Origin of the sequence: Dietzia sp. SL131, assembly GCF_026672565.1 — a bacterium.
GTDB lineage: Bacteria > Actinomycetota > Actinomycetes > Mycobacteriales > Mycobacteriaceae > Dietzia > Dietzia kunjamensis.
The window spans coordinates 3,053,376-3,072,835 of sequence record NZ_JAPPRI010000003.1 but is presented as its reverse complement, the minus strand read 5'-3'; the positions used below and the strand labels follow the sequence as shown (position 1 = coordinate 3,072,835).

General features: G+C 66.7%; 20 protein-coding genes and 6 pseudogenes. 19 read left to right on the top strand and 7 right to left on the bottom strand.

Going from position 1 to position 19,460, the window contains the following annotated elements:
* Nucleotides 1–5: 5 nt before the first annotated feature.
* From OVA21_RS15370 to OVA21_RS15330, 10 genes and pseudogenes are all read left to right on the top strand, one after another.
* Nucleotides 6–311 (top strand): transposase, encoded by a 306-nt coding sequence (locus tag OVA21_RS15370; protein ID WP_096906461.1) that lies wholly within the window; start codon nucleotides 6–8, stop codon nucleotides 309–311.
* Nucleotides 312–489: 178 nt separating this feature from the next.
* Nucleotides 490–1,596, top strand: a complete 1,107-nt coding sequence (locus tag OVA21_RS15365; protein ID WP_371607089.1) for an IS110 family transposase — start codon at nucleotides 490–492, stop codon at nucleotides 1,594–1,596.
* Nucleotides 1,597–1,642: 46 nt separating this feature from the next.
* Nucleotides 1,643–2,167: pseudogene (locus OVA21_RS19420) on the top strand (IS3 family transposase); the annotation flags it as partial.
* Between the two features lie 19 nt (nucleotides 2,168–2,186).
* Complete coding sequence (locus tag OVA21_RS15360; protein ID WP_227022452.1) at nucleotides 2,187–2,447, top strand: hypothetical protein; 261 nt, start codon at nucleotides 2,187–2,189, stop codon at nucleotides 2,445–2,447.
* A gap of 104 nt (nucleotides 2,448–2,551) precedes the next feature.
* Nucleotides 2,552–2,704 carry a hypothetical protein gene (locus tag OVA21_RS15355; protein ID WP_167492490.1) on the top strand — a complete coding sequence of 51 codons (153 nt, stop codon included), beginning with the start codon at nucleotides 2,552–2,554 and terminating at the stop codon, nucleotides 2,702–2,704.
* Between the two features lie 54 nt (nucleotides 2,705–2,758).
* A pseudogene (locus OVA21_RS15350) lies at nucleotides 2,759–3,729 on the top strand (IS3 family transposase); the annotation flags it as partial.
* Between the two features lie 101 nt (nucleotides 3,730–3,830).
* Nucleotides 3,831–4,919, top strand: coding sequence for a tyrosine-type recombinase/integrase (locus tag OVA21_RS15345; protein ID WP_268092795.1), 1,089 nt, complete (start codon nucleotides 3,831–3,833; stop codon nucleotides 4,917–4,919).
* Nucleotides 4,882–6,849 (top strand): tyrosine-type recombinase/integrase, encoded by a 1,968-nt coding sequence (locus OVA21_RS15340; protein ID WP_007632370.1) that lies wholly within the window; start codon nucleotides 4,882–4,884, stop codon nucleotides 6,847–6,849. Before OVA21_RS15345 ends, OVA21_RS15340 begins: the two co-directional genes overlap by 38 nt.
* Nucleotides 6,846–7,127 carry a DUF6262 family protein gene (locus OVA21_RS15335; RefSeq protein ID WP_007632371.1) on the top strand — a complete coding sequence of 94 codons (282 nt, stop codon included), beginning with the start codon at nucleotides 6,846–6,848 and terminating at the stop codon, nucleotides 7,125–7,127. The genes OVA21_RS15340 and OVA21_RS15335 overlap by 4 nt, the downstream gene beginning before the upstream one ends.
* A gap of 48 nt (nucleotides 7,128–7,175) precedes the next feature.
* Nucleotides 7,176–7,388, top strand: a pseudogene (locus OVA21_RS15330) (integrase core domain-containing protein); the annotation flags it as partial.
* 214 nt (nucleotides 7,389–7,602) lie between these two features.
* Here the strand turns inward: OVA21_RS15330 and OVA21_RS15325 are convergent.
* The 3 genes and pseudogenes from OVA21_RS15325 to OVA21_RS19415 all read right to left on the bottom strand — a co-directional run.
* Nucleotides 7,603–7,836 (bottom strand): hypothetical protein, encoded by a 234-nt coding sequence (locus OVA21_RS15325; RefSeq protein WP_132064308.1) that lies wholly within the window; start codon nucleotides 7,834–7,836, stop codon nucleotides 7,603–7,605.
* Nucleotides 7,836–8,426 carry a hypothetical protein gene (locus tag OVA21_RS15320; RefSeq protein WP_143337730.1) on the bottom strand — a complete coding sequence of 197 codons (591 nt, stop codon included), beginning with the start codon at nucleotides 8,424–8,426 and terminating at the stop codon, nucleotides 7,836–7,838. Before OVA21_RS15320 ends, OVA21_RS15325 begins: the two co-directional genes overlap by 1 nt.
* A gap of 469 nt (nucleotides 8,427–8,895) precedes the next feature.
* Nucleotides 8,896–9,360: pseudogene (locus tag OVA21_RS19415) on the bottom strand (transposase); the annotation flags it as partial.
* Nucleotides 9,361–9,480: 120 nt separating this feature from the next.
* On the opposite strand from OVA21_RS19415, the pseudogene OVA21_RS15310 reads away from it, so the two are divergent.
* A pseudogene (locus tag OVA21_RS15310) lies at nucleotides 9,481–9,921 on the top strand (IS1634 family transposase); the annotation flags it as partial.
* Nucleotides 9,922–10,016: 95 nt separating this feature from the next.
* Entirely contained in the window at nucleotides 10,017–11,426 is a 1,410-nt protein-coding gene (locus OVA21_RS15305) for an IS1380 family transposase (RefSeq protein WP_069389547.1), read from the top strand.
* 216 nt (nucleotides 11,427–11,642) lie between these two features.
* Here the strand turns inward: OVA21_RS15305 and OVA21_RS15300 are convergent, their stop codons facing one another.
* A complete protein-coding gene (locus tag OVA21_RS15300) occupies nucleotides 11,643–12,047 on the bottom strand; it encodes a hypothetical protein (RefSeq protein WP_007633040.1) in 405 nt (134 codons plus the stop codon).
* Between the two features lie 320 nt (nucleotides 12,048–12,367).
* On the opposite strand from OVA21_RS15300, the pseudogene OVA21_RS15295 reads away from it, so the two are divergent.
* The 3 genes and pseudogenes from OVA21_RS15295 to OVA21_RS15285 form a co-directional block, all read left to right on the top strand.
* Nucleotides 12,368–12,724, top strand: a pseudogene (locus OVA21_RS15295) (tellurite resistance/C4-dicarboxylate transporter family protein); the annotation flags it as partial.
* 25 nt (nucleotides 12,725–12,749) lie between these two features.
* A complete protein-coding gene (locus tag OVA21_RS15290; RefSeq protein WP_268092794.1) occupies nucleotides 12,750–13,082 on the top strand; it encodes a hypothetical protein in 333 nt (110 codons plus the stop codon).
* Nucleotides 13,079–13,435, top strand: a complete 357-nt coding sequence (locus tag OVA21_RS15285) for a hypothetical protein (RefSeq protein WP_268092793.1) — start codon at nucleotides 13,079–13,081, stop codon at nucleotides 13,433–13,435. The genes OVA21_RS15290 and OVA21_RS15285 overlap by 4 nt, the downstream gene beginning before the upstream one ends.
* 110 nt (nucleotides 13,436–13,545) lie before the next feature.
* Here the strand turns inward: OVA21_RS15285 and OVA21_RS15280 are convergent, their stop codons facing one another.
* Nucleotides 13,546–14,025, bottom strand: a complete 480-nt coding sequence (locus OVA21_RS15280) for a DUF4383 domain-containing protein (protein ID WP_268092792.1) — start codon at nucleotides 14,023–14,025, stop codon at nucleotides 13,546–13,548.
* Between the two features lie 159 nt (nucleotides 14,026–14,184).
* On the opposite strand from OVA21_RS15280, the gene OVA21_RS15275 reads away from it, so the two are divergent.
* The 4 genes from OVA21_RS15275 to OVA21_RS15260 all read left to right on the top strand — a co-directional run bounded on the left by OVA21_RS15275 (nucleotide 14,185) and on the right by OVA21_RS15260 (nucleotide 18,311).
* Complete coding sequence (locus OVA21_RS15275) at nucleotides 14,185–14,475, top strand: metal-sensitive transcriptional regulator (protein WP_067718792.1); 291 nt, start codon at nucleotides 14,185–14,187, stop codon at nucleotides 14,473–14,475.
* Between the two features lie 68 nt (nucleotides 14,476–14,543).
* Complete coding sequence (locus OVA21_RS15270) at nucleotides 14,544–14,759, top strand: heavy-metal-associated domain-containing protein (protein ID WP_007633030.1); 216 nt, start codon at nucleotides 14,544–14,546, stop codon at nucleotides 14,757–14,759.
* Between the two features lie 7 nt (nucleotides 14,760–14,766).
* Nucleotides 14,767–17,199 carry a heavy metal translocating P-type ATPase gene (locus OVA21_RS15265; protein WP_268092791.1) on the top strand — a complete coding sequence of 811 codons (2,433 nt, stop codon included), beginning with the start codon at nucleotides 14,767–14,769 and terminating at the stop codon, nucleotides 17,197–17,199.
* Between the two features lie 167 nt (nucleotides 17,200–17,366).
* Entirely contained in the window at nucleotides 17,367–18,311 is a 945-nt protein-coding gene (locus OVA21_RS15260; protein WP_268092790.1) for a TspO/MBR family protein, read from the top strand.
* On the opposite strand, the gene OVA21_RS15255 is transcribed toward OVA21_RS15260, so the two are convergent.
* Together OVA21_RS15255 and OVA21_RS19410 are read right to left on the bottom strand one after the other, a co-directional pair.
* Nucleotides 18,275–18,928 (bottom strand): prepilin peptidase, encoded by a 654-nt coding sequence (locus OVA21_RS15255; protein ID WP_268092789.1) that lies wholly within the window; start codon nucleotides 18,926–18,928, stop codon nucleotides 18,275–18,277. The genes OVA21_RS15260 and OVA21_RS15255 overlap by 37 nt on opposite strands.
* Nucleotides 18,916–19,296: a type II secretion system F family protein gene (locus OVA21_RS19410; protein WP_442778960.1), complete on the bottom strand. Its 381-nt coding sequence runs from the start codon at nucleotides 19,294–19,296 to the stop codon at nucleotides 18,916–18,918. Before OVA21_RS19410 ends, OVA21_RS15255 begins: the two co-directional genes overlap by 13 nt.
* Nucleotides 19,297–19,460 lie beyond the last annotated feature (164 nt).

The following is a 19,460-nucleotide window of genomic DNA, read 5'->3' as shown; positions in this document are numbered from 1 at the left end:
GAATCATGGGAGCACCTCGTAAGTACCCGGATGAGCTTCGTGAGCGAGCGACGCGGATGGCGTTGGAGGCGCTGGACGACCCGGACCGTTCGCGCGGTGCGATTGTGCGGGTCGCTGAGCAGCTCGGCGTGCACCGCGAAGCACTTCGGACCTGGGTCCGCAAAGCCCAGGCCGCGGGCCAGGACGCCACCTCAGTGTCCGCCGATCGCGACGCCCGCCTGGTGCAGCTGGAGAAGGAAAACCGCGAGCTGCGGCGAGCGAACACGATCTTGAAGCAGGCGTCGGCTTTTTTCGCTTCGGTACCACAATGATGATGCCCGGTGGGGTTGGCTCGTTTTTTCGCTGCCATAGGTGGCTTGTCCGCGATGTGCCGCTCCACCGGGTGTGCATCGCTGATCAAGGCCGTGGCCTGATAGGAGCTTGCTCGCTCGTCCTGCCCGACTGAGGCGTGCCCGACCTCGGTCGGCGGTGCCGAACGTACGGCAACGGATCAGAAGGAGGCCCGCGGTGACTGTCATCGGAATTGATGCCCACAAGAACTGGCACACGCTCGTAGCTGTCGACGAGGTCGGCAGGAGGATCGATGTCCTCACAGTCGAGGCCCGGGCGGCCGGGCATCAGAAAATCATGACCTGGCTCGAGCAGTTCGAGGAGGTGATCATTGCGATCGAGGACTGCCGGCACCTGACCCGGCGCCTGGAAGCCGACCTGCTCGACGCCGGGCACAAGGTCGTGCGAGTCCACACCCGGCTGATGGCGGGTATGCGCCGGTCGGGTCGCGAACCCGGCAAGTCCGACCCGATCGACGCAGAGGCCGTGGCACGCGTTGCCCTGCGCGAAAGTGACCTACCGACGGCCGAGTTGCCGGGGCCGGCGCGGGAGATCAAGCTACTGTCCGACCACCGTCGCAGCCTGGTCGCTCGCCGTACCGCATTGCAGTCCAAGGTCCGCTGGTTCCTGCACGAGATCGACCCTGACCTGCAGATACCGTCCCGGGCGCTGCGTCGTTACCATCTTCTCGATGAGCTGATTACCCACCTGGACGGCCTGACCGGGGTCGTGCCGGAGATCGCCCGCGACATCTTGGAGGACATCCGATCGCTCACCCGGCGGATCAACGAGATCGAGAGCCGCCTGAGTAAGCTGGTGCGCGCGAATCATCAGCACCTGCTTGAGGTCCCGGGGCTTGGGGTGCTCGGAGCGGCCATGATCATCGGCGAGACTGCCGGGGTCAGGCGGTTCAAGTCCAAAGACGCCTTCGCCCGTTTTAACGGCACGGCTCCGATCCCAGTGTGGTCTGGCAACAAGGTCCGCGTCAGGCTGTCCCGGGGCGGTAACAGGCGCATCAACACCGCGCTGCACATGGCCGCGGTGACCCAGCTGCGGCTCGGCGGCGAAGGCACCGACTACTACGACAAGCTCATCGCCGCCGGCAAGACCCGAACCGAGGCATTGCGACTGCTCCGCCGCCGGATATCGGACCGGGTGTTCGCAGCGATGCGCGCCGACGAAGCACGGCCCGTGGCCGAGGCCACGTCGCCGCCTCCAACTGCAGTGCCACGCACTCCGATCCCTGCACTTCAGGCGGCGGCGTGAGCGGGGCTTGACATAGGAGCATCGCGGAGCTGGACCGTCCACAGCGCTGAAGGTCGAGTTCATCGACCGTCACAAGGACGAGCACGGTGTCCAGCCGATCTGCGACGCACTGGCCGAGACCAGCGCCGCGATCGCGCCTTCGTCCTACTACGCCGCCAAGTCCCGGCCGCCCTCATCGCGGTCGGTTCGCGACGCCGAACTGACCGCGGCGATCACCACGATGTACGAGGAGAACTACCACGTGTACGGTGCCCGAAAGATGTGGAAGGAGATGGGTCGCGCCGGCCACCAGGTCGCCCGCTGCACCGTCGAACGTCTCATGAGAACCGAAGGTCTCAAGGGGGTCCAGCGGGCCAAGTCTCCCCGCACCACCCGCCCGAAGGCCGAGACCGAGCGACCCGCTGACCTGGTTGAACGCAAGTTCGTCGCCGAGCGCCCGAATCAACTATGGGTGGCCGACATAACGTACGTCCGAACGTATGCCGGGTGGGTGTACGCGGCGTTCATCATCGACGTCTACTCGCGGATGGTCGTCGGGTGGCAGCTGTCCAGGAACCTGTACACCGACCTGGCTTTGGACGCGCCCGAACATGGCGATCTGGCAGCGCACCCATGCCGGCGACGACCTGACCGGACTGATACATCACTCGGACCGCGGCGTTCAATACCGGGCGCTGCGCTACACCGAACGCCTCGCCGAACAGGACCTCGTCGCCTCGGTGGGTTCCCGCGGCGACTCGTATGACAATGCCCTCGCGGAGGCGTTCAATTCGCTGTTCAAGGCCGAGCTTGTCCGCAACCGCCACAAGGGTGAGTGTGCCAGTCTGAATTGGCCCCACTTGGAGGCGTAGTGCTGCTCTGAAATGGCCCCACCCTCGATCAACCAGACCCTAAGTTTCGTGTCGTCCGACCAAAGACGTTCACGAGAGGCAAGGGGTTGAAGGAGAGATCGAGAGTGGAGCAGTTCGAACGTATCCGACGTGACGCCCGAGACGAAGGCCTGTCCATCCGGGCGCTCGCCGAGAGGCACAAGGTGCACCGCCGCACGGTGCGCGCGGCGCTGGCCGATGCGGTGCCGCCACCACGTAAGACTGGCCTGCTGCGGTGATCTCGGACGGTGGACCCTCTTAAAGTGAGGGGCCTACCGAAATGAGATCCAGCAGTGAGTGCATCACGCAGGCGGTTCAGCCAGGAGTTCAAGGATGAGCTGTGCCAGGAGGTCATCACGACCTCGAAGACGATCAAGGAAGTCGCGGTGGCCTACGGCGTGGGCCCCGAGACGTTGCGGAACTGGTTGAACAAGTACCGGCAGGCCCACGGCGGTACCGAGACCGAGGTGACGCTCGATGAACGGGCACGACTCAAGGAGCTGGAGCGGGAGAACTCCGAACTCCGCGCCGAGACGGCGTTTCTAAAAAAAGCAGCGGCTTACTTCGCGCGGGAGCAGCGACCGTGAGCCGATACGAGTACATCGACTCCTGCAGGAACGACCCGTCCGAGACCAACCCGCTCTACAAGATGTGCGCCTGGCTGGCCGTCTCGACCTCCGGGTTCTACAACTGGCTCTCGCGCCCGACCTCGGCCACAGCTGCCCGCAGACAGGCGCTCACGGCCAGGGTGAGGCACTTCTTCGCCGCCACTGACGGCACGTACGGGTATCGGCGGATTCACGCCGACCTGGTCGACGAGGGCACCCAGTGCTCCCAGGAGTTGGTGCGTCAGATCATGCGCTCCGAGGGCCTGGTGGCCTGCCAGCCGAGACCATTTCGGGTGACCACCGAAGCCGACGACGCTGCTGCAGCCGACATGCCTGACCTGCTCGAACGCGATTTCACCGCCGAACGACCTGGGGTCAAGTTCGTCGGCGACATCACCTACATCCACACCTGGCAGGGGTTCGTGTACCTGGCGACGGTGATCGACTGCTACTCCAAGAAAGTCGTGGGCTGGTCGATCGCCGACCACATGCGCACCGAACTGGTCGAGACCGCTTTGAAGAACGCCGCCGCGACGACGGTGATCGAACCGCGGGCGATCTTCCATTCCGACCGCGGCAGCGTCTACACCTCGGGCGACTACCGCAAGCTGGTCAAGGACCTGGGGATGCGGTCGTCGATGGGCAGAACGGGCGTGTCCCTCTTAACCGGCTAATTCGATAATCATTGCTGGTCAGCGACACGCCACGAAGTAGCTAATCATCTGTGATGTGAGTCACAAGTGCTACACCTGTTTCCATGAACAGCAGACTCGGCCTTCGGATTGAACGAGATGACCACGGTTGGGTGCTGGCTGGGTCGGAGGCCTCCCGGTTCCAGCTCGTGAATGAGTATCTGCTCTATCTGCTGGATCGGAACTACTCGCCGGCGACGGTTCGAGCGTATGGGTATGACCTGCTGGCCTTTTGCCGGTGGTTGCTCGATCAGGACCTCGACCTCGCGTCGGTGATAACCAATGACCTGCTCGACTATCTCAGGGTCTGCCGGGAGGCGACGGTCCCGGGCCGGGTGGGGACGAACGTGGTGACGATGACTGGCGAGCGAGTGGACCGGTACGCGGCCACGACGATCAATCGGCGCCTGGCGGCGATCTCGGGCCTGTACTCCTTCACTGGGCTCAGGGATCCGAACGCCATCAATCCCGTCCCGCGAGGTCGCGAGGCGCGGTGGCTGGTCGCTGGGGAGAGGTCTGGGATGCTCGCCCACACCAGGAGACGTCGACAGCCCCGCTCGGCGCTGCGACTGCGGGAGGCGAGAACGTTGCCGGTGGCGTTGTCTGCGCCGGATGCGTCGGCCCTGGTCGCGAGTCTGCGGACGTGGCGAGACCGGGCGATCGCGGGACTGATGCTGTGGTGCGGCCTGCGATCTTGCGAAGTGCTGGGGCTGAACGTCACCGACGTCGACATTGGAGGGCGGTGGATCACCGTCACCGGCAAGGGCGCCAAGCAGCGTCGCGTGCCCCTGGATCCCGACGTCGGGGCAGTGATTGATGTGTATCTGCTGGCAGAACGTCCCGAATCCGATTCGGATCGGCTGTTTCTGGTGGCTAAGGGCGCCACCCGCGGGCAGGGGCTGACTCCGGCGGGCCTGCGCACGATCTTTCGGTACCACCGGGAGATCTCCGGAGTCACCGGTGGACATCCACACGCGTTGCGGCACACCTTCGGCACCGTGTTGGCCGAGGCCGGCGTCGACCTGGCGGTGATGCAGGCCCTGCTCGGGCACGCCCACGTCGATACCACTGCCCGCTACGTTCATCTGGCTCCGGTCCACGTGAAAGGGGAGTTCGATGCCGCACGTGCACGCCTTCGCAACCAGGCCCGGTGACGCCGCCGTCACCGGTTCGGGGTTGGTGGCCGAGGACCTGTTGCAGGCCTACCTCGATCGCCTCGCCGCTACGGGCCGGGGAAACGCGGTCTACGAGCGCGCCGCACGGAAGTTCTTGCGCACCTGGCCCGACCCCGAGGCCTGGGCCCAGCAGCCACTTGCCGACCGGCTCGCCGCGGGAAGTCAGACCCGCCCGCTGATCACGTACCTGATGGTTCACCAGGGCCTTCGTCCCGGCTTTGACTATCTGCTCGAACGCAAGCTGTCCTCGATCTGGAGAGAAATCCAGTCCAGCTGGCTGCAGCCGGAGATCGATCGATTTCTGTCTGCATCCGAGGACCTGGGGTTCTCACTGCGGGTGCGGCTGGCGACCGGGTCGCAGGTGCCGGTGCGGCTACTGATCCAGACTGGCCGCCCGATCACCGAGCTGACCCAAAGCGACCTCGATGCGTTCGCCGCAGCCTGCCATGAACGAGGACGGCGTACCGGGACCAGCCACAGCCACTACCTATCGGCGATCAGCACCACCCAGACGGTGCTGTACCACCTGGGCGTGGTCGACCAGCTGCCCCGCGCCGGGGGCCCGATCCCGCTGGCTGAGCGACTGGCCGAGATCACCCCATCGATCCGGGACGAAATGGTCGCCTACCTGGAGCGAAAGAAGGCAACCTGCCAGGTCAAGACCGTCTCGACCATGGCCACCCGACTCAAGCACTTCGGTGTGTTCTTGACCGGCATCGATCCTGACCTTGCCAGCGTGGCCGACCTGGATCGGCGCCACCATATCGAGCCCTGGCTGTCCTCGCTGCCCGACTCGGTCAGCGACAAGGACGGAAAACCGATCAGCAACGGCGACCGCAACCGACGCGTGATCGCCGTGATGACGTTCCTGACCGATATCACCGAGTGGGGCTGGGACGCGGCCCCCGGCAGGAAAGTGCTCTTCCGCGATGACATCCCCAAACTCCCGCAGGTGCTGCCACGGTACCTACCGATCGACGCTGATCGGCGCCTGCAACAAGCACTGACCACCCATCCCGCGAACGAGCTCGCTGCGCTGGCTCTGCGCCTGCAGCGAGCCTGTGGACTACGTATCGGCGAGCTGCTCGACCTGGAACTGGACTGCGTCCACGAGATCGACGGCAATGGCTCCTGGCTCAAGGTTCCCCTGGGCAAGATGGCCACCGAGCGGATGGTCCCACTCGATGATCAGACCCTCGAACTGATCGACAGGGTCATCCAGATTCGCTCCCACTGCCAGCCGTTGCCTCACCCGCGGTACCGGCGCCGAGCACAGTTTCTGTTCACCTACCTCGGACGCCGACTGACCCAACAGGGCGTGCGCGCCGAACTCAACCACGCCGCCGATATCGCCGGACTCGACCACATCACCTCCCACCAGCTGCGCCACACCTACGCGACCGCACTGGTCAACGCTGGCGTCTCCCTGCAAGCACTGATGGCCCTACTCGGTCACGTCAGCGCCGAGATGAGCTTGCGCTACGGCCGACTCTTCGACACCACCATCCGCGAGGAATACGAACGAGCCCTGGACCTGGCCAAACAGAACACCCCGCCCCAGAACCCGGCACCGGGCAGCCCCGGTGGCCGGATCCAAATTCCGCTGGCCGACATCACCGGCGGACGTCCCTGGCAGGACACGCCGCTGCTCAAATCGCGCATGGCAGGAGGATTCTGTCTACGAGCCCCAGCCCAGGGCGCCTGCACCTACGCCAACATTTGCGAACACTGCCCCAGCTACCGCACAGAGCCTTCATCATTGCCGATCCTGGCGGCCCAACGCATAGACGCCGAAGCACTTGCCCGCGACGCCGAAAGCCGAGGGTGGATCGACGAAGCCGACCGCCACCACAAGCTCCTGAACCGCCTCGATGCGCTCATCGCCGACACGGAAGCGGCCGCAGGATGACCGCCCGCGGCAAGATCAACCTCGTCGAACGCGCCTGCACAGACCTGGCCCGCGAAGGCCAACCGATCACGGTCGTCGCCATCGCAGCCGCCACCGGACTGAGCCGCTCGACGATCTATCGCAGCACTGAACTGCGCACCATCGTCGAGCACCACAAGCACCCCGAAACTCCGATGGCCTCGCTCACAGATGAACTCGCGACCCTGCGAACCGCGGTCAACTGCCTCGCAGAGCAAGTGCGCCGCCACGACGAGCAACTCCGCCGCATGCGCCGCTGACCGCGTTATCCGGCCAACGGCCCATCAGGCCCCCGATTAGCCGGATAATGCTGGGATAACGCGATGGCCGAATCGTTCTTCTCCGCCCTGAAGAACGAACGCGTCCACCGCACCGTCTACGCCACGAAGAGGCAAGCCAGACGCGACGTCATCAGCTACATCGAGGGCTTCTACAACACCCGACGGCGCCATTCAGCGCTCGGCTACAAGCGCCCGAACGAGGTGCACTACGCTGACTTCCAGCCGGCAACGGCAGCGTAGAGAAACCATCAACTCCGCTGTCCGAAATCGACGCGGCAGGTCAGAGCTCGGCTCTAGTCCGAAGCTGCATGACCAGGCGAGAGAACCGCGATGGCTACGCCACGGCCGTTAGTGCCGGCCTAACAAGGATTGGGCGGTGGCCTGTCGGCGGCGCGGTAAACCTTCGCCAAATTCAGCGATCAACGCGCGAGGGGCTTGGCCTACTTAAGTACGGTCAGCGAGAGTTGTCGTCCTTGTTGGCGAAGGCGGGGGGAATTAGGGATCTCAACGGACGGTTGGCCCGTACTCGTGCGCCGATGCCCAGGGTGAAGTCCATAATGGCTAGTCCCGCGCAGAGCGCGATTCGCAGCGATGTTGCCGTTCCCGAGTTCGGGCCAATCATGACGATCAATGCGTAGGCGACGACTCCGATAACGGCGCTGATGGCGAGCGCGGCGAAGGTACGCATCAACAGTATCGATCCCAGTTAACCTTGTCGCCAGCAATGGCTGCGATCCACAAGCACGGAAAGGTCATGATGCCCGTCAGTGCGCAGTAGAAGCCCGTTACCCACGTGAACGCGCCGATTCCGACGTAGGACTTCCAACAAGTGGCGGCAGGTTGCAAATCGCCGCCGGGGTTAGTGTCAGGCGCCGGAAGCTCGTTGACGAGCTGAAGGCCTCCCTCAGGCCCAGTGTTCGGCGTGATGTACTGCCCGTCAGTCTTGGCGAGAAACGTGTCGATCGCGCGGTCGTCCATCAGGGCAGCGAGGCGCTTGAGCTCACCGGAGGGGTCTATGGAGTAGCGATTGAGGAACTCGGTCATTGCCGGGCTCGACGACAGCTTGTCGAGTCGACGGTCGAATCCTGAGGGGTCGGCGGTGCGTGCAGCATCAACGTCGAGGTTCTTGTATGCCTCTAGGGCCACCTCTTTAATGTCAGGGGAAATGGAAGCGGCAGTTGTGGAACCCAAGCTTCCGGTCTGGGCGTGCACTGTCGGCGTGAACATGGCCATGGCGATTGCAACCACACTGACAAAAGGAGCGATGCGGCTTCTCATGAAATTCCCAATCTCTCATCGGCGCAAATGCGGGCCTAGCAGGGATGATTACATGAATAACGTTCCGAAAAAAGTTAGGTTAACTTAATTCACATAACGCTGCGGAAAAGTTAATTGGCCCCTATTCGCCGCCATCGGTGGACTGTTGACTGTCAGCTGCGGATGTCTGGGCGCGTAACCATGACGTCACTGCAGCAAATGGAGGGACGATCACCGGGCGCAGTGCCAACGCCGGGGCAGGTCGATTTGCCATACCTCGGCAGGGTCCGCTGCGCCCCGAAGTGCGCCGACCAGTGCCGGGGTGGGGTGTCGACAGAGGGCCTGCCTGCCGAGGCCATCCAGGGCAGTAACCGGGCCGTCGAGGAGTCACTGCGGGGTGGCGTTTCCTCGCTGGTCTGTCTCGCGAAGGGCGGTCGCGTCCTGGCCGACGTAGACCTTGCGGACAGTGGCGGGCTGCCAGCGCACGGGGCGTGACCACGATGGTGGCATCCACATCGAGCACGACCGTCGATCCCAGATCCCGCCCCGCACACGCCGATGCGGGTACTCCGCCGGGCAGGTGGGACCACACGTGCCGCCGCGTGCGAGCTCGCGCCGCCTGGATCTTCTTGCGCTTGCCGGCAGTGACCTCATCGAGTGTGCGCCACACCGTTGGGGCCGACGCCACCGGGCCCAGGGCCCCGGATTGGTGGCGCAGGACGCCGATGTCGGAAATGGACTCGCCGCCATCGGCGAGCATCACCGCGACGTCGATCAACACCCGGCCGCGATCGTGGATCGGGATGAACCGGCGGCGAGCCATGGCCCCTGACAGCTCGGCGGTCAGACCGACCTGATCAGCCAGAAGCCGAGGCACGATGGCCCCGGCATGCGAGACCACCCCGACACCATCAGCAGTAACGGACAGACCGGCCGACCACGAAGTACGCTTCACCTACCGAGTGCTTTCTGCTGGAGAACATGGAACCTTAGACAAGTCCCAGTTTCCCCTGATCAGGAAGCACTTCGGTCTATTTTCGCCCAGCGATCCGCAGATCCCCATGAAACACCGGGGCGAGTGGTCGGCCGGGACTACCGCGGGCTGATCGCCACCGCCTGCTGGGCCCACGTCAACCGCGCCGGGGGCCCCGGTGTGGCGTTGGTGCTCTACGACTTGACCACCTTGTATTTCGAGGCAGAGAAAGAAGATGACCTGCGCAAAGTCGGTATGAGTAAAGAGCGCAAGGTTGACCCGCAGATCACCGTCGGCCTGCTGGTGGCCCGGGATGGGTTCCCGCTGGACGTGCACGTCTTCGAGGGCAACAAGGCAGAGACCAAGACGCTAATCCCGGTCATCACGGCTTTCCAAAAGCGCCACCAGATCAGCGACATGGTCGTGGTGGCCGATGCGGGCATGCTGTCGGCGGCCAACCTCAATGCGCTGGAGGATGCGGGCCTTTCGTTCATCGTCGGCTCCCGCACTTCTAAGCCTGGATCCACCGATGAGATGAACTTCTAGCGCGGTGTGGGAACGCGAGAATGCCCTTCTGAACTGGCAAGATACGACTTGCTTAAGGTCCGTATCGCCAATTCAAGAAGGGCATCCCGCAGATGCAACTATCTCACACTCTGCCCGTAAGCTTCGCGACGTTCGATGAGCCCAACCTCGTGTCGGGCGCCGGCCTCGTGCCGCTGATGAAACTCGCCGACCGGGCGGGCCTGCACCGGCTCGGTGACGAGCATCTGAGCGTGCCCACCGACAAGGGCTCCAACGGTGGAGTGAAACTGGCCTCGCTCGTGGCCGGGATGGCCGCAGGCGCGGATAGCATCGACGACATGGCCCTGCTGCGCCACGGGGCGATGGGCACACTCTTCGACCGCCCGTACGCCCCTTCGACGCTGGGATCGTTCCTGCGGCAGTTCACCTTCGGCCACGTCCGCCAAACCGATGCGATCGCCTCGCGGTTCGTGCGCGCACTGGCCGAACACACCGGACTGCTCGGTCATGAGTCGGACACCGGGACGGTGATGGTCGATATCGACGACACGATCGTGGAGGTCTACGGACACGCCAAGCAGGGCGCCTCGTTCGGCTACTCCGGGGTACGTGGCCTGAACGCGCTGCTGGCCACGGTCTCCACCGAGCAGGCTGCTCCGGTGATCGCCGCTCAACGGCTGCGCAAGGGCTCTGCCGGGTCCCCGCGAGGGGCTGCCCGGCTGGCCACCGACACGCTGGCACTGATCCGCCGCACCCACCTTCACGGCCGTGACGTGCTGGTCCGAGGCGATTCGGCGTTCTACTCCCACAGCATGGTCACCGCCTGCCTGGCCGCCGGAGCCGAGGTCTCGGTCACCGTACGCATGGACCCGGCGGTCAAACGTGCCATCGCCACCATCGACGACGACGCGTGGACCACGATCAACTACACCGACGCGATCTTCGACGAACACACCAACCGTTGGATCTCCCGCGCCGAAGTCGCCGAGGTCGACTTCACCGCATTCACCTCGAAGCCCAAGAACGACCAGGTGCCGGGTCGGCTCGTGGTGCGCCGTATCCCCGACCTGAATCCCAAGGCTGCAAGTGGGCAGGCGAGCCTGTTCGATACCTGGCGGTTCCATGCGTTCTTCACCACTACATCCGTAGAGCAGTACGACACAGTGGCGGCCGACAAGACCCACCGCGCACACGCGATCATCGAGAACGTCCACGCTGACCTGAAAGCCTCCGCGCTGGCGCACCTGCCCTCGGGCGTGTTCAACGCCAACGCCGCCTGGCTGACCTGCGCCGTCATGGCGTTCAACCTCACCCGCGCCGCCGCCACCCTGACCACAAGCTCGAGCCTGGCACGCGCGACGACCGCGACGATCCGCCGCAAACTCATCAACATCCCGGCCCGGATCGCCTCCTCAGCCCGGCGGCTCCGACTCCATCTACCCGAAAGCTGGCCATGGCAAACAGCCTGGCAGGCGCTCTACGACACCGTCTTCTCCCCGCGCCGGCCCAACGTGCCGATCTGACTCCCAACTCCAGCACCTACGACCAGGAACCAAAGTGGAAAGCCGGGCAGACCGGCGGACCTCACACGCCCTCCATACGGTCACGACCCACGACCATGCCAGCGACCGCCCCGGCTACTTCATCGGTGAATTGAGGTTAAGAGAGTCGGCGCGTCCGGCGGCCGCGTGACCACCGGGGACGGAGTGCGACGTGGACCTCCGGGGGAGGTGGAGAGATCAGCCGATGGCTCCGAGTAGGTCGGTGCAGGCCTTCTCGCAGCGTCGGCACGCTTCGGCGCAGATCCTGCAGTGCTCGTGCATGCTCGCGTGGCTCTCACACTCGTCTGCGCAGCTCGCGCACGCGGCGCGGCACGCGGTGAGCAGTTCCTTGACGGTGCCCAAGTTGCTGCCGGTCCGGCGGCTCAACACCGAGGCGGTGGTCGCGCACACGTCAGCGCAGTCGTGATCGGTGCGGATGCAGTCACGCAGGTCGGCGACCGAGTCCTCGGCGAGACACGCATCCGCGCACGCGGCGCACGTGACCGCGCACGCGGCGGCGGCGTCGATTGCCTCGGCGAGGTGGTCCACCTGCAGATCCGCAGTCGGATTGGGGTGGGTGGTGATGATCGAGCTGATGCTCATGGGTTCCTCCGTTTCGTCGTCTCACTGCCGAGTAGCAGGAGCATGGCTTGTCGAATCGGACGGCCGGGATGGTGATCGGCGGTAGCACGGCGCTACAGCCTCGCTCCCGGGCTCGTAGGCGTCCACGACGCTACGCCGACCGCGAGGACGTCACCACCGAGAGAATCACTCACCGCTGATGGAGCGGTTATCCCCGAGTGGACGGGCTCGTAGGGTGCGGGGATCAAGATCTCGCCGTTGTTGTGGAATACCGCTCCGCCGTGGGTGACGCTCGCTTTCTTCGCCTGGCAGTAGCGGGGACCGCCCCGGCGCCCACGGCGATGATCTTCAGGAGGTCGATGGTGACGAGCCGCATACGGGAGGCCGTCATGGGGCTGCCGCCGGGAGCTTTCGCCTTTGTGATGGCGACGGGGATCCTCTCGGTCGGACTGTCCCGGCAGGAACTGGCGGGGGCGTCGCGCATCGGCCTCGTCCTGGCCGGCACCGCCTGGGTGGCTCTTCTCATGCTCACGGCAGGCCGACTTCTCTGGTATCGCGACCGGGTCGTGGCCGATATCCATGACCCCGGCCGCGCCTTCGGGTTCTTCACGCTCGCGGCGGGGACGAATGTGCTCGCCGTCCGACTGACCGACGATTACCGCCTTCTCGCGGTGGGGCTGCTCGCTCTCGGCTTCGTCACCGGGCTGCTGCTCGCCCTACGCGGTGCCCTGGACCGCAGTCCTGTCCCGGACCGAGCGACCGGTGCTGTCCGAGGCCGATGGGACCTGGTTCATCTGGGTGGTCGCCGTCCAGTCCATCGCCACCGCGTCGGCCAGTCTCGAACCTCTGGTGTCCACCGGGAGAGGCGAACTCGCCGTCGTAGCGGTGGTGGCATGGTCGGTGGGGATCGTTCTCTACGCCGCCTGTGCGGTGTTCGTGGCCCTGCGTCTCATGCTCTATCCGCTGCGGCCACGGGATCTTGACCCGCCGTACTGGGTGGCGATGGGCGCCGCGGCGATCACGGTGGTCGCCGCGGCGCCAAAATCGTCGAGATGACGTCCGCCCCGATGGTGGACGCGACGGCCGGACTCATTTCTGGACTTACCGTGCTGTGGTGGGCCTGGGCGACTTGGCTGGTCCCGCTTCTCATCTCGGCCGGGGTGTGGAGACACGTGGTGCACCACATTCCGCTGCGGTACGAGTCGTCCTGGTGGAGCGTCGTGTTCCCGCTCGGCATGTACGCCGTCGCCGGGATGTATGTGGGGCGGGCCGATTCACTGCCGATCGTGGAGCAGATCGGTGCGGCGTGGATGTGGGTCGCCCTCCTCGCGTGGCTCGTCGCCACCGCGATGATGGTGTGGTCCTGGTTCAGACCCCGTCACGGTGAGCGCGCCGACGACACAGGGTAGGCGAGGTGGGCACCCACCGCGGCCAACCGTCCGCGCTGCGGCCCTGCTGTGCCAGACGACCCCTGGCGACGACCGAGATCGTCGACAGGGGTCGAATGGAGCGTGTCGCCTCAGGGCTGCCGCGGCTCAGCCTGATGACGCTGTTCGCGCAAGCGGTCGCGGTGGAGGAAGGACAGGGCGACCATGGCGAGGCCCAGGATTAGGTGCAGCCAGTTGTCGGCCGTGTTGAGCGGCACGAAGTTGGCCGCCGAATCGTGGCCGATCACCAGGCCATAGACCCACAGGGCCAGGTAGACGATGCCGCCGGCCAGTAGGTAGATACGAGCCTGTGGGGCGGTCCGGGACATCAGGATCCCGACGACGCCGTAGAGCAGGTGGACGATGTTGTGGAGGATCGACACCTGGAACAGGCCCAGCAGCATGGCCTCGGATTCGTGGCCGGCGAACTGCATGGTGTCGTACGCGGTGGTGATCCCGGGGATGAAGCCGGCGATCCCCACGAGCAGGAACACCACGCCGAAGGCGAGGGCTACGTACTGGACGGGGGAGCGGTGCCGGGCCGGGCGGGCTGTCCGGGTCGTGTCCGTCATGAGTCCATTCCTTTCTCGATTGATCGACATCGGAAGTGACGCTGTCCCGACCATAAACAGCAGGGGCCGGATTGAAAACCGGTGCCGGGGGTCGGAGCGCTCGTCGGAGAACGCGATCCGCTCTTGCGGTGATTACCCTAGGGGGGTACCGTATGCGCCATGGCCGAGCATGGATACACCCCGCACAAGGAGGACCACCTCAAGCGGCTGCGCCGCATCGAGGGACAGGCCCGCGGGCTGCAACGGATGGTCGAGGAGGACAAGTACTGCATCGACATCCTCACGCAGGTCTCCGCCATGACCCGGGCCCTGCAGTCCGTCTCGCTGAGCCTGCTCTCCGAGCACCTCGGGCACTGCGTCGCCGGCGCCATCGAGAACGGCAGCCCGGAGGAAGCCGAGGCCAAGCTCGCCGAGGCCAACGCCGCCATCGCCCGCCTGGTCAGGTCCTGATCACCGCGCCGTCCGATCGCGGGCCCCGACAGTCACCGCACACCCACCACCCGAACGAGGAGAACACCATGTCCGCCACTGCCACCTACACCGTCTCCGGCATGACCTGCGGCCACTGCGTCGCCTCCGTGACGGAGGAGGTCTCGGAGATCTCGGGAGTCACCGAGGTCGAAGTCGATCTGGAGTCGGGTCGCCTCGTCGTCGTCTCCTCCGACCCGGTCGATCCCGCGGCGGTCCGCGCCGCCGTGGACGAGGCCGGGTACACAGTCACAGCGCAGGAGTGAGCACCCCATGACCACCACCGACAGCCGGGACACGGCGCCCTCCGCCGGGACCACCTTCGTCGAATTGCAGATCGAGGGCATGACCTGCGCGTCGTGCGCCAACCGGATCGAGCGCAAACTCAACAAACTCGACGACGTCTCCGCCGAGGTCAACTACGCCACCGAGAAGGCGCGCGTACGGATCCCCGAGGGCCTGCAGCCGCAGCTGCTGCTCGACACCGTCGAGCAGGCCGGGTACCACGCACAATTGCCGCGGCCCCGGAACACTCAGCCCCGCACGTCCGCGCCCGGCGGGGGCGACGCGTCCGGTGCCGCGGCCGACGCCGCGCAGTCGACCGGCCACGCCGGCAACGCCACCGACGACACCGCCGCGCCCGACCGGGTCGACGAGCTGCGCCAGCGTGTCATCATCTCCGCCGTCCTGTCGATCCCCGTGATCGCGATGGCCATGGTCCCAGCGCTGCAATTCACCAACTGGCAGTGGCTGTCGCTGACGCTGGCCGCCCCGGTCATCGTGTGGGGCGCGTGGCCGTTCCACCGCGCCGCCGCGATCAACCTGCGCCACGGTGCGTTCACCATGGACACGCTCGTGTCCCTGGGCACGTCCGCGGCGTTCCTCTGGTCGCTGTACGCCCTGTTCTTCGGCCACGCGGGCATGCCCGGGATGACCCACGGGTTCGAGTTCAGCCTCTCGCCCAGTGACGGCGCCGGCGACATCTACCTCGAGGCCGCGGCCGGGGTGACCACGTTCATCCTGCTGGGCCGCTACTTCGAGGCGCGGTCCAAGCGCACGGCGGGCGCCGCATTGCGATCACTGCTCGAGCTGGGCGCCAAGGACGTCGCCGTGCTTCGCGGGGGTGTTGATGGCGGGCGTGTGGAGACCCGCATCCCGGTGGAGGATCTGCAGGTCGACGACGAGTTCGTCGTCCGCCCCGGCGAGAAGATCGCCACCGATGGCGAGATCGTCGACGGTGCCTCCGCGGTCGACACCTCGATGGTCACCGGCGAGTCCGTGCCCGCCGAGGTCGGTCCCGGCGACGCCGTCGTGGGCGGCACCGTCAACGCCAGCGGCCGCCTGACCGTGCGCGCCACCCGCGTCGGTTCCGACACCCAGCTCGCCCAGATGGCGCAGATGGTGGAGGACGCCCAGTCCGGCAAGGCCGCCGCGCAGCGCCTCGCCGACCGCATCTCCGGGATCTTCGTCCCCGTCGTCCTGGTGCTGGCCGTGGCGACGTTCGCGTTCTGGATGCTCACCGGCGGCGGCGCCGCCCTGGCGTTCACCGCGGCCGTGGCGGTCCTCATCATCGCCTGCCCGTGTGCGCTCGGCCTGGCCACGCCGATGGCGCTGATGGTCGGCACCGGCCGCGGCGCGCAGCTGGGCATCCTCATCAAGGGCCCCGAGGTCTTGGAGTCCACCCGTAAGGTCGACACGATCGTCCTGGACAAGACCGGCACCGTCACCACCGGTCGGCACGCACTGGTCTCTACGACTGTTGCGGTCGGCGAGGACCGGGCCGAAGTTCTGCGCCGCGCCGGGGCCGTGGAGGACGCCTCCGAGCACCCCATCGCCCGCGCCATCGCCGCCGGCGCCCGCGAAGAGGTCGGCGATCTGCCGGGCGTGGCGGACTTCGCCAACCACGAGGGCCTGGGGGTGTCGGGGCGCGTTGTCGCTGGTCCCGGGCGCGCGACCGAGGAACCCGCTGTCGATGGTTCCTCCGGGGCCGACGACGACGAGGTGGTCGTCGTGGGCCGTCCCGCCCTCCTGGCTGAGCGGAACATGCCGCTGACGCAGGAGCTGGACAGCGCCATGGCCGAGGCCGCCCGGGCTGGTCAGACCGCTGTCGCGGTGGGCTGGGGCGGGAAGGCCCGCGGGGTCCTCGTGGTGGCCGACCAGATCAAGGACAGCTCGGCCGAGGCCATCGAGAAGTTCCGCGAGCTGGGTCTCACCCCGATCCTGCTCACCGGGGACAACGCTGCGGTGGCCGCCTCGGTGGCCGCCGAGGTCGGCATCGACCCGGGCCCCCAGACGGTGATCTCCGAGGTCATGCCGGCGGACAAGGTCGATGTGGTCCGCCGGCTGCAGGCCGAGGGGCGCGTGGTGGCGATGGTCGGCGACGGCGTCAATGACGCTGCCGCCCTGGCCACCGCCGACCTGGGCCTGGCGATCGGGACCGGCACCGACGCGGCGATCGAGGCCTCTGACCTCACGCTCGTCCGCGGGGACCTGCGCTCGGCGGCCGACGCGATCCGGCTCTCCCGCAGCACGCTCGGCACCATCCGGGGCAACCTGTTCTGGGCGTTCGCGTACAACGTCGCGGCGCTCCCGCTGGCCGCGGCCGGGCTGCTCAACCCGATGATCGCGGGCGCCGCGATGGCGTTCTCCTCGGTGTTCGTGGTGGCCAACAGCCTGCGGCTGCGGAGGTTCCGCGCGACCGTCTGACCACCCCCTCGCAGATCCGCTACTCCGAATCGGCATCGGCTCGTCCAATTGGGCTCGCCGATCCCGATTCGGAGTAGCCGATTTCGCGGCTGGGGGCGGCCGGGGTGCGTCGGCGACCGGCTGCACCGTCGGGTGTCGCGTGGTTCGGTGGAGTTATGAGCTCTCACATGACTCCCGCGAGCGACAGCCGGGCGAGCGGTAACCCCGCTAGCCGTGACCGAGCGACAGGCCCCGGGCACGCCGGATTGCCGGGCGGGCCCGCCGACGCCGGCGGACCCGGTGAGCTGGGCGCCCCCACCGGCTGGGCGCTGCCCATCATCACCCTGCTGGGGGCCGCCGCCGCGATCGTGGCCGCGTTCATCGGCAGCGGAGCGCTGGGCGGGACCCCGATCGCCGAAGCCGCCGGTGGCGTCCTGTCCGCCGACGCGACCCCGGTGGCTCCCGCCGGGTCGGCGTTCAGCATCTGGAGCGTGATCTACCTCGGGCTCGCCGCGTACGCGATCTGGCAGCTCACCCCGGTGGCCCGGCGCTCCGCCCGGCAGGCTGCGCTGAGGCCGTGGGCCCTGGCCTCGGTGCTGCTCAACGCCGCGTGGGTCTGGTCGGTGCAGCTCGAGCTGATCCTGGGCTCGGTGATCGTGATCGTGCTGCTGCTCGCGGTGTTGATCCGCATCATGTTCATCCTCGGTGCGCCGCGCATCGGCGGGGTGATCGAGACCGTGCTCACGGACGGCACGTTCGGCCTGTACCTCGGCTGGGTGTCGGTGGCGTTCTTCGCCAATACATACGCGTGGCTCGCGAGCGCGGGGGTCGACGTGGTGACCGAGGTGCCGTTCGGGATCGTCGGCATCGTCGTGGCCGCGGCTGTCGGCGTGGCGACCGCGCTCATCAGTGGCGGGCGCATCCCGCCGGCGCTGGCGACGGCTTGGGGTCTGGCGTGGGTGGCATACGGCCGCACCTCGGGCGAGCACGAATCGGCGGCCCTGGTGTGGACGGCGGCGATCGCGTCGGTCGTGGTGGTCGTGGTCGCCCTCGTCCGGCGACTCACGGTCGGCAAGAGGCAGCGGCGCCGAGCGACTCAGCCCGCCAACGCCGCGGAGCGGACGGCCCAGTAAGCGGCGCCCGCGACTGCGCCGATCACCATGGCCGGGCCGAACGCGATGCCGCTCTTGGCCCCCACCCGACCCGCAGCCAGCAGCACGAGTGCGACGACGGCGTTGATGACGAACGCGGCCAACGTCCCGGCGAGCACGGCGGGCCAGCCGAACCAGCCGAGGAACGCGCCGAGCACGCCGGAGAGTTTGACGTCGCCCAGGCCGAGACCGGACGGATTGATGAGCGCCAGCACGAAGTAGAACGCGAGCAGCGCGACCGCGGCGGCGGCGGCCCGGCCGAGCGAACCCCAGACATCGAATATCGCGGCCGTCACCGCAAGCCCGCCGAACATCACGGGGTACAGCGGCAGGACGACTTTGTCGGGCAAGCGGAAGACTGCCAGGTCGATCGCGACCAGGAGCGCGCACCCCACGGACAGTGCAGCGAACGTCACCAGGTCGGCCCAGCCCAGAGCCAGGTACGCGGCGCCGAAGCCTCCGGCCGCCGCCAGCACCACGTGCAGGCCACTGCGCAACCACCGTGAATCCGATCCGGCGAGGGACCGCATCCACTTCCCGAGCACCGTCGCCGCCAGCCCGGATACAACGGCCGAGGCCACGGCGATCACGACGAGCATGTCAGGAGAACGCCTCCATCATGTTGATCGCGGTGGGGCCGAGCAGCACGATGAACAGTACGGGCAGGATGCACGTCAGGAGCGGGAAGATCACCTTGACGGGCACCTGCTGGGCTTTCTCCTCCGCGCGCTGGCGGCGCTTGAGACAGCATCTCAGCTGCCTGGGTGCGGAGCACGTCGGCGACGGAGATGCCGTAGGCGTCGGCCTGGATGATCGCGCGGACGAAGCGTCGCAGGTCGGGGACGTCTGTCCGCAGGGCGAGCGATTCGTAGGCGGCACGGCGAAGCTGGCCCACCTGGATCTCCTGCAGGGTGCGGATGAGTTCTTGGGCGAGCGGGCCGGTGCCGTTGCGGCCGGCGCGTGCCATAGCGGCGTCGAAGCCGAGGCCGGCCTCCACCGCGATGGTCATCTGGTCGAGGGTGTCGGCCAGTTCGAGCTGGATCTCGTCGTTCCGCTCCTGGCTGCGGCTAGACAGCAGTAGCTCGGGCAGGAAGTAGCAGACCGCCGCCGTGCCCAGTACAAGGAGCAGGA